We start from the raw sequence: 18393 nt of genomic DNA, 5'->3' as shown, positions 1-18393 counted from the left end.
TAATTACAAGAAGAGCATCATGAAAACGAAATTATATTCATCAGTACTCGCTTGCACCATGCTGCTGGGCTTAGGTTCATGCAATCGAGATTTGCTTACCCCAATCCCACAGACAGCGGTATCCGACGCATCGGCGTTCAGCACCACCACTCGCGTTAATACCCAGCTTTTGTCGTTATACGGCGCGCTAAAAGACGGTAATTTCTACGGCGGACGCTACGTAATCTACGGCGATATCCGGGGCGAAGAATTCATTAATGAAACATCGAACCTGGTTACGGGTGCGGATGTGTGGAACCTGAACGCCACTAATGGCGCTACGGCAGTCGTTAACCTGTGGTACTATGCGTACCTGACCATCAACAAGTGTAACATCTTCATTGATGGCATGGCGGCTAGTGGTGCTAAGGTAGTCGGTGCTGAAGCAGCGGCTAAGTACGTAGCCGAAGCCAAGCTGATCCGGGCGCTGAGCTACTACAGCCTGCTTCAGTACTACGCCCGTCCCTACGCGGATGGCAACGGCAGTAAGCCAGGCGTTCCGATGCGGTTAAACGGCATTACGAGCGTCGGTCAGTCGAACCTGGCCAGAAGCACCGTAGCCGAAGTGTACACTCAAATCCTGAAAGATTTGAACGAAGCCGAAGCCGCCCTGCCTGCTACGTATACCGCTGCGTCTGACAACACGACCCGTGCGCACAAGAACACCGCCATTGCCCTGAAAACCCGGGTGTATCTGACGATGCAGAACTATGCCAGCGTCATTACCGAAGCGAATAAAATCGTTAGTGCTGACGCCCCTTTCAAAGCGACGACGGGTGTCGCTCATCAGTTGCAGCCCGACGTTACGACTATCTATACGGCCTACGTAAATCCGGAGTCTATTTTCTCGATGCCGATGACGTCAACAACGGGTGACTTTCCGGGTACGCAGAATCAGCTGGCTTATTACTATTCACCGACAACAGCTAATGGTGGCGTGGGTAATGCCGAGTATTCGCTGAACCCGAAAGGCATTATTGCCGAACCAAGCTGGACAGCCACCGACAAGCGCCGGTCACTGATCCGCCAAACGGGTACAGGCGCAACAGCGAAGAACTGGCTGACGAAATACAAAGCGGCTAGCCCCTATACCGACTACGTACCGGTGATTCGTTACGCGGAGGTGTTACTGAATCTGGCAGAAGCTAAAGTGCGCAGCACGAACACCGTCGACCCGCAGGCCGTAGCATTGCTGAGCGCCGTACGTAACCGGTCTGATGCTGCTACAACTTACACCGCGGCTAGCTTTGCCTCAGCTACCGATTTAGCGAATGCGATTCTGCTGGAACGGCGGATCGAGTTTCTGGGCGAAGGCTTACGGAACAACGATTTGGTTCGCTTGCTGCAGCCCATTCCGGCTAAGGGAACGGCCCCGGCCAAAGGCCCAACGGAATCCGGATACATCTGGCCAATCTCGTCGACTGAACTGGCGCTGAACAATCTGGCTACGGACAACTAGAAAAGCGTAACCGCCCAAAAAAGCCCTCCGCGCTAACGGAGGGCTTTTTGTTTTTAGCTTTTTCCGGACAAATGATCAATAAATCAGTTATGTCCTTAGAGTGTGTACCCCACGAGCTCGTTGCTCCGCGTTATCCTACAGACTACTGCACATTTCATTATACATTGATGCTCAACTCAAGAATCGCCGGTATTGGTCATTTTCTACCCGAACGAGTCGTTCCGAATGCCGAGTTAGCCCCTCGAATGGAGGTCGATGCGGCCTGGATTGAAGAACGAACGGGCATTCGCGAACGCCGATTTGCCAAATCGGGAGAAGAAACGGCGACGACACTCGGCACCGAAGCCGCCCGCATGGCCATTGACCGGGCGGGTATTACGCCGAACGATATTGATTTCATTGTATTTGCGACCATGAGCGCTGATTACTTAGTGCCGGGCTGTGGGGTGCTACTTCAGCGGGAGTTAGGCATTACCCGCAACGAGGTTGGAGCGCTCGACATCCGGAATCAGTGTTCCGGCTTTCTATACGCGCTCTCGGTGGCCGATAAATTCATTAAAACCGGAACGTATCGAAACATCCTGGTTGTCGGGGCGGAGCGGCAGTCGTTTAACCTCGACTATAGTGCGCGGGGCCGCGACGTAGCAGTTTTATTTGCCGATGGTGCCGGAGCCGTAGTACTGCAACCCACCAACGAGCCGGACCGGGGCATTCTGTCGACGCATCTGCACGCTGATGGTACCTATGCCGAGGAATTGTCGATTATAAACCCAGGCAGCCACGGCAATTATCATTTCAACAAATATAAACCGCAATACCTCGACGCTGAGCACGCCTTTATCCATCCGAACGACGGTCCGTTCGAGCTACCTCATCTATTTACGGGTGTGTTCAAAGGATTACAAGTTGTAAAAAAGGCCTTCGAAAAATTCCCTAAGGTTATCTGTGAAGCGGTTTGCACCAATGGCTATACACTCGATGACGTAGATTTTTTTGTGATGCATCAGGCCAATCTGCGTATTTTAGAAAACGTGCAGCGCAAGATGAATTTACCGGCCAGCAAACTGTGGAACAACATCCAGCACTACGGCAATACGACGTCGGCTTCGGTTCCGATTGCGCTGAGCGAGCTTTGGGAAGCCGGTAAAATTCAGGATGGCCAGCTCATCTGTTTATCAGCATTTGGCAGCGGCTTTACCTGGGCCTCCGCGTTGATACGTTGGTAAACATAAAGAGTGAAAGAGCGATTGAGCGAAAGAGTGATTAGCTGACGCATTAGTTTATTTTTTCGCTCATTCACCGCACGGGCGGCCAGGCCTGATTCACTCTTTCGCTCATTCACTCTTTCGCTCTTTAAATCATGCAAGTCGGCGACACATACAGCTACCGCTATAAATTTTCACAGGATGACGTCCGCAAATTCGCGGAGGTAACCGGCGATGATAACCCGCTCCACCTCGACCCGGGCTTCGCGGCTACCACACCCTTTAAACGGCCTATTATGCACGGCATGTTAAGCGCCAGCGTGTTCGCGCGTGTCTTCGGGCGGGACTTTGGCGGTACGGGGGGCGTGCACCTTTCGCAGATGCTGGAGTTCGTCCGGCCTATGTACCCGGATACCGACTACGAAGCGCGGTTTGAATGTAAGTCCATTGACACCAAGCGACACACCGCCGAAATCAGCTGCACCGTTGTTGATCCGGCCACGGGCAAAACCACCTTACGCGGTACAGGCATTGTGTTCCACAAAGAGATGTTCGTTTGATCAGACCGTTGACCCTACTATGATAACGCGAATCGCTGCTCTGCTCATTGTATCCAGTCTTTTAGGCCTCACGCACGTCGCCCAGGCTCAACTGCCCATTCGTAATTCGCGCTGGCAGGGCACGATGCTGGCCGATGTAGGCGTGGTGCTGACGTTTCGGACCGACACGTTATTTATCACTACGCAGGCCGACCGTATGCCACTCGAAACCATGCAGTATGAGCAGGTCGGTGACACCATTAAAATTCAGAAGATTGCAGGCCGGAACCCCTGCGGAACGAGCGTTACGGGATTCTACCGAATCGTATACCTGAACAACGGTGAGCAGTTCTCCATTCAGCCGATTCGCGACGACTGTCTGGAACGGCAGAACAGTTTTGAGGCAAAAACGGTGTTCACGCGGGTACGTAGCAACACCAACCAGCCTCCCCGCAACTGGCCTTACCTCGACCCAACTACCGATTCGGTCGCCGGTATGAGTTTGTATAAAGCATACGAGCTCTTAAAAGGCCTCACTCCCACTCCGATTATCGTGGGCGTACTCGACTCGGGCGTTGACCTTAGGCACGAAGATTTAAAGGATGTGATCTGGACAAATCCAAAAGAGATTCCGGACAATGGCACTGACGACGATAAGAATGGCTACCCCGATGACGTAAACGGCTGGAATTTTATGGGTGCCAAAGATGGTACTACGTATGAATACGACCAGCCGGAAATCACCCAGACGTATCTGTTGTTAAAAGCCAAGTACGACAAAGCGAATCCGACTAAGCTCAGCCCCTCTGAAAAACGGCAGTACGATACGTATCAGACCGCCAAAAAGCAGTACTTACAACGCTACCAGACCAGTCGGCCCAAACGATTGGCCTTTGCCGATACCGCCCGGTTCTGGCGGGTAGCCAATCAGCTTTCTGCCCGACTGCCCGGCACCGGTATTACCCGGCAAAGCATTAGAGCCATCGACCTGGGTCGCGATTCGGCCGCTATCGCCATCCGGAATGTGCTGGCCGACGTGTACGACCCACAGTATGGCTCGTTCGACTCGTACATCGGGATCGTTCGTGACAACTGGACCCGGTTTCGGCAACTATCGGCGGGAGAAGCCGAGATTGCGTTCAACCCTGACTACAATGCTCGGAAAGCCGTTGGCGACGATCCCACTAACCCCACGGAACGCTATTACGGAAGCCCAACCATGCGCATTGGTCTGTCACAGCAACTGGCGGTACACGGCAGCCACGTAGCGGGCATTATCGGCGCGAAACGGGGTAACGGCCGTGGCATTGATGGCGTGGCTGATGCTGTGCGCATCATGCCCGTGTCGGTCGTACCCGCCAATGGCGATGAGCGCGACAAAGACGTAGCGAACGGCATTCGTTACGCCGTGGAGAACGGAGCTAAAGTCATTAACATGAGCTTTGGTAAACGATTATCGCCATTCAAAGCCCAGGTTGATGCCGCCATTCGTTTCGCCGAAGAACAGGATGTACTTATCGTTCATGCCGCCGGAAATAACGGCGAGAACTATGATTCGATTCCCTCCTATCCGTCAGCGCGGTACGAGAACGGGCAGGTGGCGCAAAACGTCCTGGTCGTTGGCAACAGTACGTGGCGCATCGGGCCGGGATTGCCGAGTCGCTCATCTAACTACGGCGTCGAGACGGTCGATTTGTTTGCGCCCGGCACCGAGATTCTTTCTACGCTGCCGAACAATCAGTACGCCAGTTTTTCGGGTACGAGCATGGCGGCTCCAAACGTAGCGGGGGTAGCAGCTCTGCTTCGCGCCTACTTCCCAAAGCTCTCAGCCGTACAGGTGAAGGACATCCTCCTGAGAAGCAGCTACAAACCCGATGTCATCGTCCGCAGACCGGGCCGATCTTCTGAGACTGTACCGTTCAAAAACCTGAGCCGTTCGGGAGGCTTACTCAACGCTTACGAAGCCGTAAAACTGGCGATGGGTATGTAAATTTCATATAAGAAGTCCCGCCAAAAACAATCTATATCGTAAAGCCAAGGCGATGTAGACTATCAGAAAATGGTTGAGGTTAGCTAACCCACTGCTAAAATCATAAATAATCTTAAACAGCTTGCAACCAGAGCCTTTCTGAACGAATTGGTCGTAGATTAAGATGCCCAACAAAGCATAAGCAGTTAACTATGACCAGAGCATTTTGGAAATTCTACACCGACCTGACCAAGTTTAATCTGGGCTTATCCCTATTAGTTACTTTCGTCAAAAGCCCGGTCGAAGGCATTCTGTTGTTTGTAACGGGAGGTATGCTTCTCAGCCTGATTGCCTATGAATATTTTCATAGCCATGAATACTACCTCTATCATAATTTGGGCTTAACCAGAATGCGGCTAATACGTAAGGCATGGCTCTTGAATTTAGGTATTTCAGCCATAGTAGGAGCACTTCTTTTTCTCTAATATGCACTTAGCCATCGACAAGCTTGAGAAAAGTTTTGGCAAACGAGACATTCTCAAACTAAACAATCTCGATCTAACTACAGGGGAAGTGGTTGGTGTTTTTGGCCGAAATGGATCAGGTAAATCAACCTTGATGAAGATCCTGTTTGGAACCATGAGCGCAACCGCCAGCTTGCTCTATCTGGATAAAGCGCCCTTCGACCCAGCCACCACGATTGCTAGGAAACTCATTGCTTATCTGCCTCAGCATAGCTTTTTACCGGGTGGTCTCAAAGTTAGAGATCTCATTCCTCTAGTAATTGCGGATGGAGAAGCCCAAAATCGGGTGTTTTATTCGCCGGGTATAGCCACCTTTGACAATCAGCGGATTGGTTCTCTCTCCATGGGTCAACTAAAATACCTGGAATTTCTTTTAGTTGCCTACCTGGACCACCCTTTCTTATTGCTGGATGAACCCTTTTCCATGATTGACCCCCTCTATCACCAAATCATTAAGGAGGTTATAGACTCTCTAAAGGCTAGCAAAGGTATTCTGGTAACCGACCATTATTACGAAAACGTTTGGGCGGTAACGAATCGGAACTATATCCTGGTCGATGGAGTACTGTTGCCCATCGAGACAAAAGAAGAACTGACTAAACATGGTTATCTGCCTACCCGAAGATGATTCGACGTTTATCTGTCAAATGGCAATAGGCACAGGTTCTACAATCACCCCTTCGTCTCAAATAAGAGCGTTTTTGAAATTAGGTTAATTAGCAGCATTCATGTATCGCGTCGCGACTACCATAAAAAAACGTTCTAAGCCATAACTCAGAACGTTTTTTTGAAGAAACCAATTAATAACTCCAATAGCCTTCAACCCAAACAGGTCCCCGACGGGTTTGCCGCCAATAACCGGAGTTCCATGTTTTATACCGAGCTGGCTTTGAATAAGTTCTATACGCAACAGGCGTTGTTTTGTAGTAACCTTCTACCCACAGATAATCTCGTCCACGACGAACATAATGGCCTGGAATCCACACCTGACGCACGGCCGTGGTCCTTGGTATGACTACTCGGTTAGACCTAGGGACTTGGGCCTGGGCATCAGGTGAATCGACTGCAAACAACCCAGAGAGCAATAAGCTTGCTACTGCCAATACTTTCACTTTCGTTTTCATAGCGTTTACCGATTAAGTTCGACAGAAACCCGAATATACATCTGGAAAGACGGCTGATTTCTGACTTCATTATCTTGACTAGGCTATGGTTTTTAAACCGAAAAGTTTAAAACCTGGCTAGATATTAACGCAGCTAAAAGCGATCTTGTTACACAGTGCTGCCAATTATTGGTATTTCGACAGGCTCTGTCTGTATATCTTTCCCAGCGCACTTACTTACAAGTTCATACCTGAATAGCCCAGTTGAATGATAAATACGATGTTCATCTGACATGTAGATTTCCGCTCTTTCATCGTCGATTAAGGGGTGAGTAAACGGGATCGGTGCAGGAGCGGGCGGGCAAGTAAAGCTAAAGGCAATAAGCAGCAATAGCTTGGATTCAATGTCAAGCTACTACTACCAGAACGTATTGCGAGATATCGGAGCAGCGGGCTCTCTAGGGAAATAACCCGGTAGAGGAATGGGGTCTCTCATGAAAAGAGCCTTATTTGAGAGTATTCCTTATGACAATAGCTGACTGTTTACTATCTGCCAATGAAACGTCACCGCTACTCAATCAATAGCCTCCGAAGCAGTTTATTAATTAATCAATTGATAAGTATAATCAACTGAAGCTCACCTTGTAGAAGCATATAAATGTTGATTTTAATATCCAAAATTTCTATACACCGAGATTGCAGGAGTAACTTACTATTCTCTCTCACTTAATTACCAAGCGAATTTGATATCTCCCTTATGAATTGCTTGTCCACATCTGTAGTAAAGTCCTTTGTTACCCTGGTGGCATGGCTAGGGATCAACAGCTTTGCTCTAGCTCAAAAGCCACCCCAACCCCTCTTGGGCTACCGCTCGGTAAAGACGCTGACCCAGAACGGACTAACCTTTAAAGACCTTAATAAAAATGGTAAACTAGATCGCTATGAGGATTGGCGACTGCCCGTCGAAACCCGCGTGCAGGATCTACTTTCTCAGATGAGTCTGGAGGAAAAAGTTGGCTTTATGCTGATTAGCACCACACGCATGAGTGGCGATACTGGTTTCGGACAAAATGCGGCCAGAGTCGAACGCAGTTCGACGGGGCAAGCTCAAGGTGGCCCTGCCTCAATAACCAGCGCCTTCAATGAAGAAGATCTGGTGCAGCCAAACAATATGTTCACCCGCAAGCCGCTCACTCAACCGATCATGTCGGCTGCTGGCACCACCAAAGGTGTTACCCAGTTTCACCTGCGTCACTTCATCCTGCGTGCGAATCCACCGGCCCGCACCATAGCCGAATGGGCTAATAACCTGCAAACACTTTGCGAGACAACTCGCCTGGGTATACCCGCTATTGTAGCCTCCAACCCCCGTAACCACATTACCGTCGATGCGGCTGCTGGCCTTAGTGTCGGCACAACGGCGTTTTCAAAATGGCCGGGCGAATTAGGTCTGTCAGCCATGCACGACCTTCAACTCACCCGCGAATTTGCGGATATTGCCCGCCAGGAATGGACGGCGGTAGGCCTGCGCAAGGGATATATGTATATGGCTGACCTGGCGACGGAGCCTCGCTGGCAACGTATCGAAGGTACATTTGGCGAAGATGCCGATTGGGCATCCAGTATGATCCGGGAAATCGTTCTGGGTTTTCAGGGTACTCAATTAGGAAAGGCATCGGTGGCCATGACCACTAAGCATTTTCCAGGAGGAGGCCCCCAGGCGAACGGTCTTGACTCGCATTTTGACTGGGGAAAATATGCCCATTATCCCGGCGGTATGTTCGAATACCATCTTAAGCCTTTTAAAGCCGCCATTGCAGCTGGCACTTCGGCCATCATGCCTTATTACTCGAGCCCAAAAGGGAAAGAGTTTGAAGAAGTCGGCTTTTCCTATAACAAAGCCATCATCCAGAATCTACTGCGGAAGCAGTTAGGATTTCAAGGCATTATCAACTCCGATACAGGCCCGATCGAAATGATGCCCTGGGGGGTAGAAAATCTGACGCTTCACCAACGCTATCAAAAGGCGCTGGAAGCGGGTGTTGACCTGTTCTCAGGAACCGCCGACCCAACGATCTTACTCGAAACTATTCAACAGGGAAAGATATCCCAAGCCCGTATCAATGAATCAGTTGGCCGTTTGCTGAAGGAAAAATTTATTCTTGGTCTTTTTGAGAATCCATACGTCGACGTCGATAAGGCGCAACAGCTGGTAGGCAGCGCGCCTTTCCAACAGAAAGCCAATGTAGCGCAACGAAAATCCATTGTGTTGTTAGACAACTCGGCGAAACTGCTCCCCTTGCGCCCAAAAACAAAAGTGTACTTTGAAACCTATTATGATAACGGTCGGGGTGGAAATCCCATAACAGTTTACAAACCAGCCCAATCGACGAGTGAACTAGCGTTTGTCTCCAGCAAAGAAGAGGCCGACGTGATCTTAGTCTGGCTCATGCCAAGCGCGGGTGGCTTATTTGCTTCCGCCGACAAGCCCATTGCGCTAAGCTTATCAAAAAACCGGATCAATGTGGAGCACGTCAATGAGCTTATAAAAAGTAAACCCACGGTTGTCGCCATCAACTTTTCGAGCCCCTGGATCATCAACGAAATCAACAGCGGTGGTGTCCAAACGGTCTTAGCCACCTTCGGAACGACGGCGGATGCGCTGTTAGATGTTGTCAGGGGGGCATTTAACCCGACGGGTAAGCTACCGTTCACGATTCCGGTTTCCGAACAGGTGGTTCTTGACAATAAGTCGGATGTGCCCGGCTCTGGGGAGCCCCAGGGGTATGCTATGTACAAGTTCGGCCACGGGCTAAGCTATAGCCAGCGTTGAGGCTACCCATAAGCCAGTCCTATTTGTCCGATCCTCAGTTGGTCATTATTGACAATAGGCCTAGCTACCCTGATGTAGTTTTTCGGACAAGCAGGCTAATGAAAACGGATATGCTTATCATAACAATCTCTTAAATCACTCTTTATAAGTGTAGACTACCAAATTTTAGCCATTCGTATCAAGCACAGCTAAGCTGTTCTCTTAGAGCCATTTTACGAATCAAAGCCTTTTTTCAAGAGTATACCTGAGTTTATGATACCAGTTTTTCACTAGTGATAAGCTATTAAGACGCCTATTGGCGTACTAACTAGCCTGGTTACTGCTGTGTGGGTACGTAAAGGATATTCAGGATGGAGTGAGTAAGCGAGTGTTATCGGTGCAGGAATGGGCCAACAAGTAGGCTTACGTTAGCGCTACAGGTCGGCGGTCGGGTGTTAAATCCGGACTATTACTGAACCGAATCGCTGGGTATCGGAGCAGTGGGCTTTGTAACGAAATAACCTGGTAGAGGAATAAGGTATCTCTTGAAAATAAGCGTATTTGAGAAAGCCGTTGAGATAAGATCCTTTCTACTTGCTTTGCCTCATGAAAGGGGCGAGTCATACGACTGACTTTCGTTTGGCTCGCCTTGCCAGGAGGATGTCGCAATACTCCCTCAATTTGTCGCATTCGGTATGTCTCTCTTTCTTTAAGCAGTATTAACTTTCATGCGTTAGACAATCAAACTGAGAAAGTTAGTTGTGTTCGCCTTTAGCGAACAGTTTATCCCTAATCAATCCCTTACTAATCAATGAGCGTCAAGGAGAATAAACACCTGATGGAAACTATTTTCGCCCAATTGGCAAAAGGCAATGATGAGCCTTTTCTGGAAGCGATGGCCGACGATATGCAGTGGAGATGGATGGGCAGTGGTCAATGGGCTAAAACCTTTCAAGGAAAGCAGTCGGTAGTTAACGATTTGTGGGGGGCGGTAAAGACGACCCTACTGCCTCCCTACAAGGCAACCGCTACGCGAATCATGGCGGATGGCGAGTATGTGGTAGTTGAGGCAAGGGGTGATAACAGGACGCCTGATGGCAAGCTTTATAATAATCACTACTGCTGGGTATGCCGTATAGAGAACGGTATACTCCGGGCGATCCATGAGTACATGGATACAGAATTAGTGACCAACACCTTTAAGCAGTAGGCTTTGCCTGTAGCGGATATGAATTGAGTTAAGTGTTAACAAACGGAGCGTTTTAAGATAATCTCTGTCAACTCCAGTGAATAGCCTACGATTTCGTCGAGTCGGCCGTCGATGGCTACTGGTCCGACTACTCGGTGGGCGATGGTTTTCGTTTCTTCGCTGTCCCAAAGATCAAACTTGTGCTACAACCTCAGTAGACACAAGAGCAATATCACCGCATCAGAAGTGTCGGTCCACTTGTTGACTAAACAGCTCGTTCAGGGTTTTTCACCCTGCCTCCACCGGCACCGGCTTGTTCGGCAGCGAAATACAAAACATTTACTATCCTAAATCATTTCTGTTATTTACAGATGATCGATTAGGCCGACAGCAACCTATAGAAAACGATTTAGATGATAGACTTATCCAGCATCTCTTCTCACATTCCCTCAACTCAGCCGCAATGGGTGAAGCATTTTGCCAGGCTTGGCCTGGTGGCTAAAGGAGTGGTTTACTGTTTGGTTGGTATCCTAGCGTTTATGGCTGCGTTTGAAATCGGCGGCCGTTCGGAACGCACTCTCAACAAACAGGGGGTCTTTCGATTTATACTGGATCAACCCTTAGGCCAGATTTTGCTGGCCCTGGTGGCCGCAGGTCTGGTCTGCTACGCTCTCTGGCGGCTAACGCAGGCTTTTCTCGATACCGAGCACAAAGGGACCGATGCCAAAGGCATCGCCCGTCGGATAGGCTATGCTTTCAGCGGGTTGGTTTATGGGTCTCTGGCTTATGGTTCTTTCCGGATGGTACTGGGTCGCCAGGGTAATCAGGGCGGGGATCGTTCGCGTCAGACCCTGGTCGGAGAACTATTACAGAAGCCGTTTGGCCAGTGGCTCGTCGGCCTGCTTGGCCTATGTATTATTGGCTTTGGGTTGTACCAGATCTACCGGGCCTTGTCGGGTAAATACCTAAAACATGTTCAGACCTCTTCCATTAAAGCGGAATTGAAGGAGATGATCATCCGATCGGGGAAGATTGGATATACCGCGCGGGGAGTTGTCTGGGGGCTGATCGGGTACTTATTTATAAAAGCGGCCTTGGCGGCTAATGCCAGCGAAGCCGGAGGCAGTAGCCGCGCGTTTGCCTTTTTGGAGAAAGCCAGTTACGGTTCGTTTCTGCTGGGTGCCGTAGCGCTGGGTTTGTTTTGCTACGGTATCTTCATGTTTGTACGCGCCCGATACGAAGCGATCAACACGAATAGCTAAGTCATACAGACCAGCAGGTTAACCGGACCGGGGCCCGCAGTATAGTGCTGCGGGCATAGGCCAACGAGAAATGGCAAGCAACGTTTGGATGGTCTATTCGATATCAGTCGGTTAATTGAATTCTGGGAACTGCTTTAGGTAAGTTATCTGGCAATGCTTTTCTCAACTTGTCTTGTACTGGGAGCTTTCACTTATACAGCTTTCGGTATAGCGCCTGGAGAGGGCTTATTAAGATAATCTTATACGAAATGTAGGGAATTGTAGAGTGCTCAGGGGATGGGTTTATTAACAAACCAGCCCGGTGCATCGAATATCCGGCTGGTTAAGAGTTGATTTTGTACCCTACGGCTTAATCACCTTCACACTTTGCCGCTGAGTAGATACAGCGTGTATATAGCCATTTACAGGTCGGCAGTCTGTTCTTGATCCGGTTTATCACCATTAGAATCGCATCGCGGATATACCCAAGTAGCAGACTTTGTCAGTTGAAAGCTTGGCTATTCAACCGAGCACGAAGGCGAAGTGGCTAATGCGTGGTGTGACCAAATAAAAAAGCCACCAAACAGTTCTGTTAAGTGGCTTATTACCAAGTGACCCCGGACAGGCTCGAACTGTCGACCCATTGATTAAGAGTCAATTGCTCTACCAACTGAGCTACGGAGTCATGTACACATACGGACGTAACTGATGTTCGCATCAATAAGTGCCCGTTCAGGACAATTAACCGAAATCAGTCTCCGTATGTTCCTGGCGAATTAAATTCCATTCGCCAATCTGTTTATCCACCGGCTACCAATCCACTTCCTGTTTGTCGTGCCAGAACTTGCCGGTTTCGGATTGAGCCGCTTCGGTAGCCAGCCAAACGATTGTTTCAGCCCCTTTCTCAACCGGACGACTCGCGTTCGGTCCGCCCATATCGGTACGTACCCAGCCCGGATCGACGCAGTTCACGGCTATGTTATGCTGTTTCAGCGCCCCCGCAAACTGCTTGGTAACCGCATTCAGCGCCGTTTTAGAAATGCTGTATGCAGGTGCATACGTATGCATACTCGTCAGCGCCCCGGCTCCGCTCGATACGTTGATGATACGTCCCCCGGCCTTACTTCGCTGCAGCTGCGGCAAAAAATCCTGAATGACTAATATCGGGCCGGTAACATTGGCCTTGAACGTTCGTTCCAGCATCTCGGCATTCAGTTTCAGAATGTCCTCGCCATGATCTTCCAGAACGCCTGCGTTGTTGACGAGCACATCGAGATGGTCCGCTTTTTGAGAAAACGTACCACAGGCATTTTTGATACTAACCGGATCCGTTACGTCGAGCTGTATAAACGTGGCTTCGTAACCCTCACTGCATAATTCTTCGGCGGTTTCCCGGCCTTTCGCCATATCGCGGGCACCAATAAATACAGCAAACCCCTGCTGGGCCAGCTGCCGGGCAATCTCTTTGCCGATGCCTTTATTAGCGCCCGTAATCAGCGCCGTACGTTGATGTTCAGTTTTCATAGTACTCAATCTTACTCCCGCGAGGCCTAAATTGTTTACCAGAAAACAACCGTATGCTCAACTGCCCGACCGTTTCCTCAGTGCTGTTACGGATTTTGATACTTTAGCGACTAATCTTACAAACCAGTATCTGACTACGTATCCAATGAAGCGCTATTATTCATTTCTGATTCTTAGTTTATTACCCATCAGCTTAGCGGTCGCTCAGAGCACCACAACAAAGCCGGGCACCTCAAGTCGGTCGGCGGTTAAACCACCGGCCACCCGACCCGCAGCAACGGATGCTTCCTCCGCTGATCAGTCGGGTTCATCTGCTCAGTCGACGTCTTCAAATCGGAGGCAGGAACTCTACGATCAGTATCACAGCCAAACTAAGAGACCAGCCGCCCAGACACCAACTTCGTCGCCAGCGCCAGCCAGTCAGCCAACCGCTGAAACTGAAACTCCAAAGCCCGTGATGGCCCAAACGTCCAACCGAACGCAGTCGTCAGCAGCGGCCTCGCCCAAGGATGACGGCAGTTCATCGGGCGTTCGGATCGGTATTCGGGGTGGCGTTACGTATCTGGCTTATACCGAAGAGAATTCATTCGCTAAACCAGCGGTTGGGTTTGTGGGCGGTGTTACCTTCAATTTTGGGAAAGGAGCTCTCTCGTTTCAGCCCGAGATCAATTACGCCCGGTATAGCTCGAAAATCACTGTTCTGGGCTTTTCATCAACTATTGCGGCTGATCAAATCGAAGTGCCTTTATTCCTCAAGATTTCGTCCGGTACCTATGAGGGTAATCGTTTCTTCCTGAATGTAGGGCCGTATGGCTCTTATTTGGCGAGTGCACGTGCCGATGGTCAGAAAGAATCGCTGGAAGGCACATCAGGCCGATTTGGCTTTGGAGCGGCTGCTGGTGTAGGAGCAGCTATATTGGCGGGCCCTGGGCATTTTACCGTTGAAGTTCGTGGACATTATCCACTAGGCGACATCGACAACGGCTTTGCCACCGATGCGAACATAATCTTCTGTCAGGCAGCCGTTGGCTACGTATTCCCCCTGGGTGGACGGTAGCCTTTAAATTTCTCATAGAGTGGGTTATAGAATGGCAACGGCCGCCTGGGCGTTGCCATTTTTGTTTTCCCTGCTTCAATTATCCCCTTTAGCCCGAACGTTACGTTGGTTTGGTGTATTCACACAAACGGCATCGTTTTTTCCCAGAGCCACTTGGCTTTCTCGTCCGTTATGTCCCGATTATGGGTGGTTTTCGGTCGGCTATCGGCGAAGAGCGCGCCGTTGTTACGTTCCCCAATCAGTTTGAGCGGGGCGGATGCCAGAAAAATTGAGGTTTCGGCTCCCTTCTCCGGTGACCGCATTAATGGGCCAGCCAGCGAGAACACTTTCCCCAGCAAACCCGGCGTGTCGGCTCCAAAATTGGTCCGAACGGCTCCCGGATGCACCGAATAGGATACAATGCCTTCGCTAGCCAGGCGATGGGCGAGTTCTTTGGCAAACAGCAGGTTAGCTAATTTATCGTCACAATACGCGAAGGTAGGAGACAAATCGTCGATCTTCCGGAAAAAGCGGGATGTCCGGCCACCTAGATAAGCCGCCGATGAGAGCGTAATGATTCGGGCAGGTTCGCCGGTAGCCTTTGCCGCTTTTAAGACATCGAGCAGGTGATGTGTAAGCACAAAATGGCCGATATGACTGGCATAGAACGATTTTTCGATGCCATCAACGAACTCCAGGCGGGCGGGTGTGTAGCCTGCGTTATTGATGAGTACGTCGATTTTGGGGTAAGCTGATTTTACCTCCTGGGCCACTTGACGAACGGAGTCGAGATTGGCCAGATCGACCGTGAATAAGTCGACCTTCACAGCCGGATTAGCCCGTTGTACGTCGGCCTGGGCCGCAAGCCCTTTTTGTCGGTTCCGACAGAGTAAAATTAGATTGAACGACCGTTGGGCGAGCGCCCTGGCCGTGGCTAAACCAATGCCAGAGTTGGCACCGGTGATAAGAGCAGTTTTCATAACGATTTATGCAGTACGATTTATGAACATCCTCCGGCTTCCTTAAAACCAAGGTCCAGCAGATGCTCATAAATCGTAACTCATAAATCACCGATCGGTTTATCCCTGCTTGCGAATCTTGGACAGGCCGTTGGCAATCTGCGACTTCACGGTTGGGTTACCAGTATAATTCACCGTGCTAACGCCATCTGCCTCAGCCGTTAAGGTTTCCGTTACGTGAATATCGGCGCGACTGGCACCGTCGAGTCGAATATCGGCGCGGGCTACTGTTAACTTACTAGCGTCCAGATTTCCGGCACCTGACATTTGGATATCAGCTTCGGTAGTTTTCCCCTGGAGACTGGCTCGGGAACCATCTCTCACCACCAGTTTCAGCGTTTTTGCCGCAATGGGAGCGGTTAATCGGCTGCCGGTCTCTACAGTTGCGGTCAGGTTGTTGGACTTGATCGGCAGTTCGGATTCAACCGTGCAGCCCGTACTTACCAAAATACGGTCGAGTTTCGGTACGTGAATGGTTACCGTAACGCCTTTTGTCTGGTTGTAGCTTTTATTCTGCGCCAGCATAACGGTCAGCTCGCCGTTTTTAACCTCGGTTACCACATGCTCCAGAATATTGCTTTCTCCTTCCAGATCAGCCATACCCGCGTCGCCGGTAGCGATACGTACCCGCATGCCAACCCGCACATTTAGTTTGTCGAAGCTGCCGACTGTTCGCTGCTGCTTTACGATCTCGCCATTACCTACGATGGCATTCGCATTCTGCCCGTACACCAGGGGGCTCGCCAGGGCCGTTAACGCCACAACCAAAGCCGTATTAATGAGTTTCATCTGTTCTGAAAAGTTCTATGTTTAGTTGAATGACGCGATTGAAAGCAAGAACGTTGCTCTATCAGTCTAAGATACTAGAACTTTCCCTTTATCGGCTTATCCGCTGGGGAATAAAGAGCAACCGGACTCAATACGTTCGGGGCTATTTATGTTCCGGTTTACATTCAGTGAGGAGGCATACCTGAACCGGCCAGCCAACAAAAAACCGGATAACCTGTTCGGCCATCCGGTTCTGGTAGGTGTAGTAGATGAGGGCGTTACGCTTTATACGCTGGCGCAAATTCGTTTGTAGCAAACTCGTCAAGCTTTATTTTCCCATAAACGGGTTTGTTCCTGAAGAAATCAGCCTGCATTGTCCCATCCCGCATGGCCTGCCCAAGCCGGGTGTAATTCTGAGCCATTTCCGGGCTGAATCCCGCCTGTAGGAACCCCTGTGTACTTTGTTCATCCGAGAATACAACCCAGCGCAGATCGGGCTTGCCGATGGCTTTGCCCAGTACGTTGGCAATCTCGGAACCGGTACGTTCGTCGCTGGAAATGTAGCGCACCCGCTGGCCCGTAAAATCAAGGTTGAGTAGTTCTTGCAGCGCGACTTCGGCAATATCATCAGTATGGGTTAGGAGAATGGGCTCATCACCAAAGTTACTTCCTATCATCTCCATAGCCTTGACCATGCCGATCAGGCCCAACAAGTTGTACATGAAATAAGACGGACGCAGCAGCTTCGCATTCAGCCCCGCAACCTGTTTCAGTTTCTGCTCGGCATCATACAATCCGTCAACGGGACCGGTGCCTTCGCCCAGGTCGGCCCCAACGCTGCTCAGCAGCACCGCAAATCGAATGTCGTTCGCCCGAATGGCGGCAATGTAATTGTCGATAACCTGGTTCTGATACGTTCGCAAATCCGGGATGCTCCGTTTTCCGGGTATGAGCAGATAGACCGCATCCGCTTCGGCAAAGGCTTGCGTCAGAAACGTAACGTCTTCAATATTGCCTATAGCGGCTTTCGCACCGAGCGCTTCAATGGCTGGAACGTTGTCCTGTTTACTGGTAACAACGGTTACGGTATGGCCTGCCTTGACCAACCCCTCGGTAATCGGCTTGCCGGTATGGCCAATCGAACCCGTGATAACGTACTGCATACCTGATTACTTATTAGTTAGAATAAAAGTTTCCAGCCATTGAAGAACAGGTCTTTACCCGGCTGACCAGACCAGTGCTGTGCGGTTGTTTCGGCCTCAGGTTCGTTTATTTCATGTTTGTCTTTCTCGACCACAATGGCCGAAATCCCTTCTTTTGCCAGTAGTCGGCACACATCTTTGGTGGTAGCCTTTGCCTTGCCCGACACGAGGCATACCGTTTCGTCGTTAGTTTTCATAATGATCTGGCTGTTTAGTTTGCTTGCACATACAATAACTTTCACTAAAAAAACGGTTAGGACTCATCGAGCGCCTTGGCCGCTTTGAATACCTGCTGGGTTAACTGACAAACGTTCTGCTCACCAATCAACTGTGAATACCGGGCCCCTACCCGATTCCAGGCTTCGGAGACCGCTGGTTTTATTTCTTCGCCAGCGGGGGTGGAATAGATCAGGGTCTTTTTCCCCTCCGATTCCCGCCGAACCAGTTGTTTCTGTTCCAGCTTCTCCACTAACCGGGTGATAGTCGATGGAGTCAGGCATAGCGTTTCGCTTAGCTCGGATGGGGTTATACCGGGTTGATCGACCACTTCGCACAGCAGATACGCGTGGGAGTACGAAAGACCAAAGCGTCCGAACTCCTCGTCGCCAATCGCCGTAATGGCTCTTGCTAAGGCATTCGCGGAAAACAGCAAACAGGCACTGTAGCGCGTTTCCGTTTTCGGCTCCTGATCCGTAGCTATGTTAGCGTCTCGGTTCATATATCTTCTGTCTATTGAGAGACAAAAGTAACGGATAATATTTGTA

General features: G+C 50.2%; 17 protein-coding genes and 1 tRNA gene. 10 read left to right on the top strand and 8 right to left on the bottom strand.

Features of this window, described 5'->3' with window-relative positions:
• Window positions 1–19 precede the first annotated feature (19 nt).
• From ACYVIY_RS03060 to ACYVIY_RS03040, 5 genes are all read left to right on the top strand, one after another.
• A complete protein-coding gene (locus tag ACYVIY_RS03060) occupies window positions 20–1498 on the top strand; it encodes a RagB/SusD family nutrient uptake outer membrane protein (RefSeq protein WP_460974791.1) in 1479 nt (492 codons plus the stop codon).
• Window positions 1499–1665: 167 nt separating this feature from the next.
• Window positions 1666–2724 (top strand): 3-oxoacyl-ACP synthase III family protein, encoded by a 1059-nt coding sequence (locus tag ACYVIY_RS03055; protein ID WP_460974790.1) that lies wholly within the window; start codon window positions 1666–1668, stop codon window positions 2722–2724.
• Window positions 2725–2858: 134 nt separating this feature from the next.
• Complete coding sequence (locus tag ACYVIY_RS03050) at window positions 2859–3263, top strand: MaoC family dehydratase (protein WP_460974789.1); 405 nt, start codon at window positions 2859–2861, stop codon at window positions 3261–3263.
• A gap of 19 nt (window positions 3264–3282) precedes the next feature.
• Window positions 3283–5232 (top strand): S8 family peptidase, encoded by a 1950-nt coding sequence (locus tag ACYVIY_RS03045; protein ID WP_460974788.1) that lies wholly within the window; start codon window positions 3283–3285, stop codon window positions 5230–5232.
• 465 nt (window positions 5233–5697) lie between these two features.
• Entirely contained in the window at window positions 5698–6363 is a 666-nt protein-coding gene (locus ACYVIY_RS03040; RefSeq protein ID WP_460974787.1) for an ATP-binding cassette domain-containing protein, read from the top strand.
• Between the two features lie 172 nt (window positions 6364–6535).
• On the opposite strand, the gene ACYVIY_RS03035 is transcribed toward ACYVIY_RS03040, so the two are convergent.
• The gene (locus ACYVIY_RS03035; protein ID WP_460974786.1) at window positions 6536–6859 is read right to left on the bottom strand and encodes a hypothetical protein; all 324 of its coding nucleotides are present in this window, start codon (window positions 6857–6859) and stop codon (window positions 6536–6538) included.
• Between the two features lie 736 nt (window positions 6860–7595).
• On the opposite strand from ACYVIY_RS03035, the gene ACYVIY_RS03030 reads away from it, so the two are divergent.
• From ACYVIY_RS03030 to ACYVIY_RS03020, 3 genes are all read left to right on the top strand, one after another.
• Entirely contained in the window at window positions 7596–9671 is a 2076-nt protein-coding gene (locus ACYVIY_RS03030) for a glycoside hydrolase family 3 protein (protein WP_460974785.1), read from the top strand.
• Window positions 9672–10488: 817 nt separating this feature from the next.
• On the top strand, window positions 10489–10860 hold the full coding sequence (locus tag ACYVIY_RS03025) for a nuclear transport factor 2 family protein (protein ID WP_460974784.1): 372 nt from the start codon (window positions 10489–10491) through the stop codon (window positions 10858–10860).
• 392 nt (window positions 10861–11252) lie between these two features.
• Complete coding sequence (locus ACYVIY_RS03020; RefSeq protein ID WP_460974783.1) at window positions 11253–12101, top strand: DUF1206 domain-containing protein; 849 nt, start codon at window positions 11253–11255, stop codon at window positions 12099–12101.
• 591 nt (window positions 12102–12692) lie between these two features.
• Here the strand turns inward: ACYVIY_RS03020 and ACYVIY_RS03015 are convergent.
• Both ACYVIY_RS03015 and ACYVIY_RS03010 read right to left on the bottom strand, forming a co-directional pair.
• A tRNA-Lys gene (locus ACYVIY_RS03015) sits at window positions 12693–12765 on the bottom strand.
• Window positions 12766–12890: 125 nt separating this feature from the next.
• Window positions 12891–13604 (bottom strand): SDR family oxidoreductase, encoded by a 714-nt coding sequence (locus ACYVIY_RS03010; RefSeq protein WP_460974782.1) that lies wholly within the window; start codon window positions 13602–13604, stop codon window positions 12891–12893.
• A gap of 145 nt (window positions 13605–13749) precedes the next feature.
• Here ACYVIY_RS03010 and ACYVIY_RS03005 point away from each other — a divergent pair, with 145 nt between their 5' ends.
• Complete coding sequence (locus tag ACYVIY_RS03005) at window positions 13750–14661, top strand: porin family protein (protein WP_460974781.1); 912 nt, start codon at window positions 13750–13752, stop codon at window positions 14659–14661.
• A gap of 119 nt (window positions 14662–14780) precedes the next feature.
• Here the strand turns inward: ACYVIY_RS03005 and ACYVIY_RS03000 are convergent, their stop codons facing one another.
• Window positions 14781–15620: an SDR family NAD(P)-dependent oxidoreductase gene (locus ACYVIY_RS03000; protein WP_460974779.1), complete on the bottom strand. Its 840-nt coding sequence runs from the start codon at window positions 15618–15620 to the stop codon at window positions 14781–14783.
• A 99-nt stretch (window positions 15621–15719) separates the two neighbouring features.
• Window positions 15720–16448 (bottom strand): head GIN domain-containing protein, encoded by a 729-nt coding sequence (locus ACYVIY_RS02995; protein ID WP_460974778.1) that lies wholly within the window; start codon window positions 16446–16448, stop codon window positions 15720–15722.
• A 148-nt stretch (window positions 16449–16596) separates the two neighbouring features.
• Here ACYVIY_RS02995 and ACYVIY_RS02990 point away from each other — a divergent pair, with 148 nt between their 5' ends.
• Window positions 16597–16740 carry a hypothetical protein gene (locus tag ACYVIY_RS02990; RefSeq protein WP_460974777.1) on the top strand — a complete coding sequence of 48 codons (144 nt, stop codon included), beginning with the start codon at window positions 16597–16599 and terminating at the stop codon, window positions 16738–16740.
• On the opposite strand, the gene ACYVIY_RS02985 is transcribed toward ACYVIY_RS02990, so the two are convergent.
• From ACYVIY_RS02985 to ACYVIY_RS02975, 3 genes are read right to left on the bottom strand one after another with little or no spacing between them, the layout of a single operon-like run.
• Window positions 16706–17590, bottom strand: coding sequence for an NAD(P)H-binding protein (locus ACYVIY_RS02985; protein ID WP_460974776.1), 885 nt, complete (start codon window positions 17588–17590; stop codon window positions 16706–16708). The two genes, ACYVIY_RS02990 and ACYVIY_RS02985, sit on opposite strands and share 35 nt — an antisense overlap.
• 17 nt (window positions 17591–17607) lie before the next feature.
• Window positions 17608–17826, bottom strand: a complete 219-nt coding sequence (locus ACYVIY_RS02980; RefSeq protein ID WP_460974775.1) for a hypothetical protein — start codon at window positions 17824–17826, stop codon at window positions 17608–17610.
• A 56-nt stretch (window positions 17827–17882) separates the two neighbouring features.
• Window positions 17883–18347: a MarR family winged helix-turn-helix transcriptional regulator gene (locus ACYVIY_RS02975; RefSeq protein ID WP_460974773.1), complete on the bottom strand. Its 465-nt coding sequence runs from the start codon at window positions 18345–18347 to the stop codon at window positions 17883–17885.
• Window positions 18348–18393: the final 46 nt, after the last annotated feature.

Source organism: Spirosoma knui (assembly GCF_054780635.1).
This window is presented reverse-complemented; position numbering and strand designations above follow the sequence as displayed.

Coding starts and splice junctions, on each gene's coding strand:
- ACYVIY_RS03050 (WP_460974789.1), top strand. CDS start 2,859: ATGCAAGTCGGCGACACATACAGCTACCGCTATAAATTTTCACAGGAT.
- ACYVIY_RS03045 (WP_460974788.1), top strand. CDS start 3,283: ATGATAACGCGAATCGCTGCTCTGCTCATTGTATCCAGTCTTTTAGGC.
- ACYVIY_RS03025 (WP_460974784.1), top strand. CDS start 10,489: ATGGAAACTATTTTCGCCCAATTGGCAAAAGGCAATGATGAGCCTTTT.
- ACYVIY_RS03035 (WP_460974786.1), bottom strand. CDS start 6,859: ATGAAAACGAAAGTGAAAGTATTGGCAGTAGCAAGCTTATTGCTCTCT.
- ACYVIY_RS02980 (WP_460974775.1), bottom strand. CDS start 17,826: ATGAAAACTAACGACGAAACGGTATGCCTCGTGTCGGGCAAGGCAAAG.
- ACYVIY_RS02975 (WP_460974773.1), bottom strand. CDS start 18,347: ATGAACCGAGACGCTAACATAGCTACGGATCAGGAGCCGAAAACGGAA.
- ACYVIY_RS03060 (WP_460974791.1), top strand. CDS start 20: ATGAAAACGAAATTATATTCATCAGTACTCGCTTGCACCATGCTGCTG.
- ACYVIY_RS02990 (WP_460974777.1), top strand. CDS start 16,597: ATGTTCCGGTTTACATTCAGTGAGGAGGCATACCTGAACCGGCCAGCC.
- ACYVIY_RS03040 (WP_460974787.1), top strand. CDS start 5,698: ATGCACTTAGCCATCGACAAGCTTGAGAAAAGTTTTGGCAAACGAGAC.
- ACYVIY_RS02985 (WP_460974776.1), bottom strand. CDS start 17,590: ATGCAGTACGTTATCACGGGTTCGATTGGCCATACCGGCAAGCCGATT.
- ACYVIY_RS03000 (WP_460974779.1), bottom strand. CDS start 15,620: ATGAAAACTGCTCTTATCACCGGTGCCAACTCTGGCATTGGTTTAGCC.
- ACYVIY_RS03020 (WP_460974783.1), top strand. CDS start 11,253: ATGATAGACTTATCCAGCATCTCTTCTCACATTCCCTCAACTCAGCCG.
- ACYVIY_RS03055 (WP_460974790.1), top strand. CDS start 1,666: ATGCTCAACTCAAGAATCGCCGGTATTGGTCATTTTCTACCCGAACGA.
- ACYVIY_RS03030 (WP_460974785.1), top strand. CDS start 7,596: ATGAATTGCTTGTCCACATCTGTAGTAAAGTCCTTTGTTACCCTGGTG.
- ACYVIY_RS02995 (WP_460974778.1), bottom strand. CDS start 16,448: ATGAAACTCATTAATACGGCTTTGGTTGTGGCGTTAACGGCCCTGGCG.
- ACYVIY_RS03005 (WP_460974781.1), top strand. CDS start 13,750: ATGAAGCGCTATTATTCATTTCTGATTCTTAGTTTATTACCCATCAGC.
- ACYVIY_RS03010 (WP_460974782.1), bottom strand. CDS start 13,604: ATGAAAACTGAACATCAACGTACGGCGCTGATTACGGGCGCTAATAAA.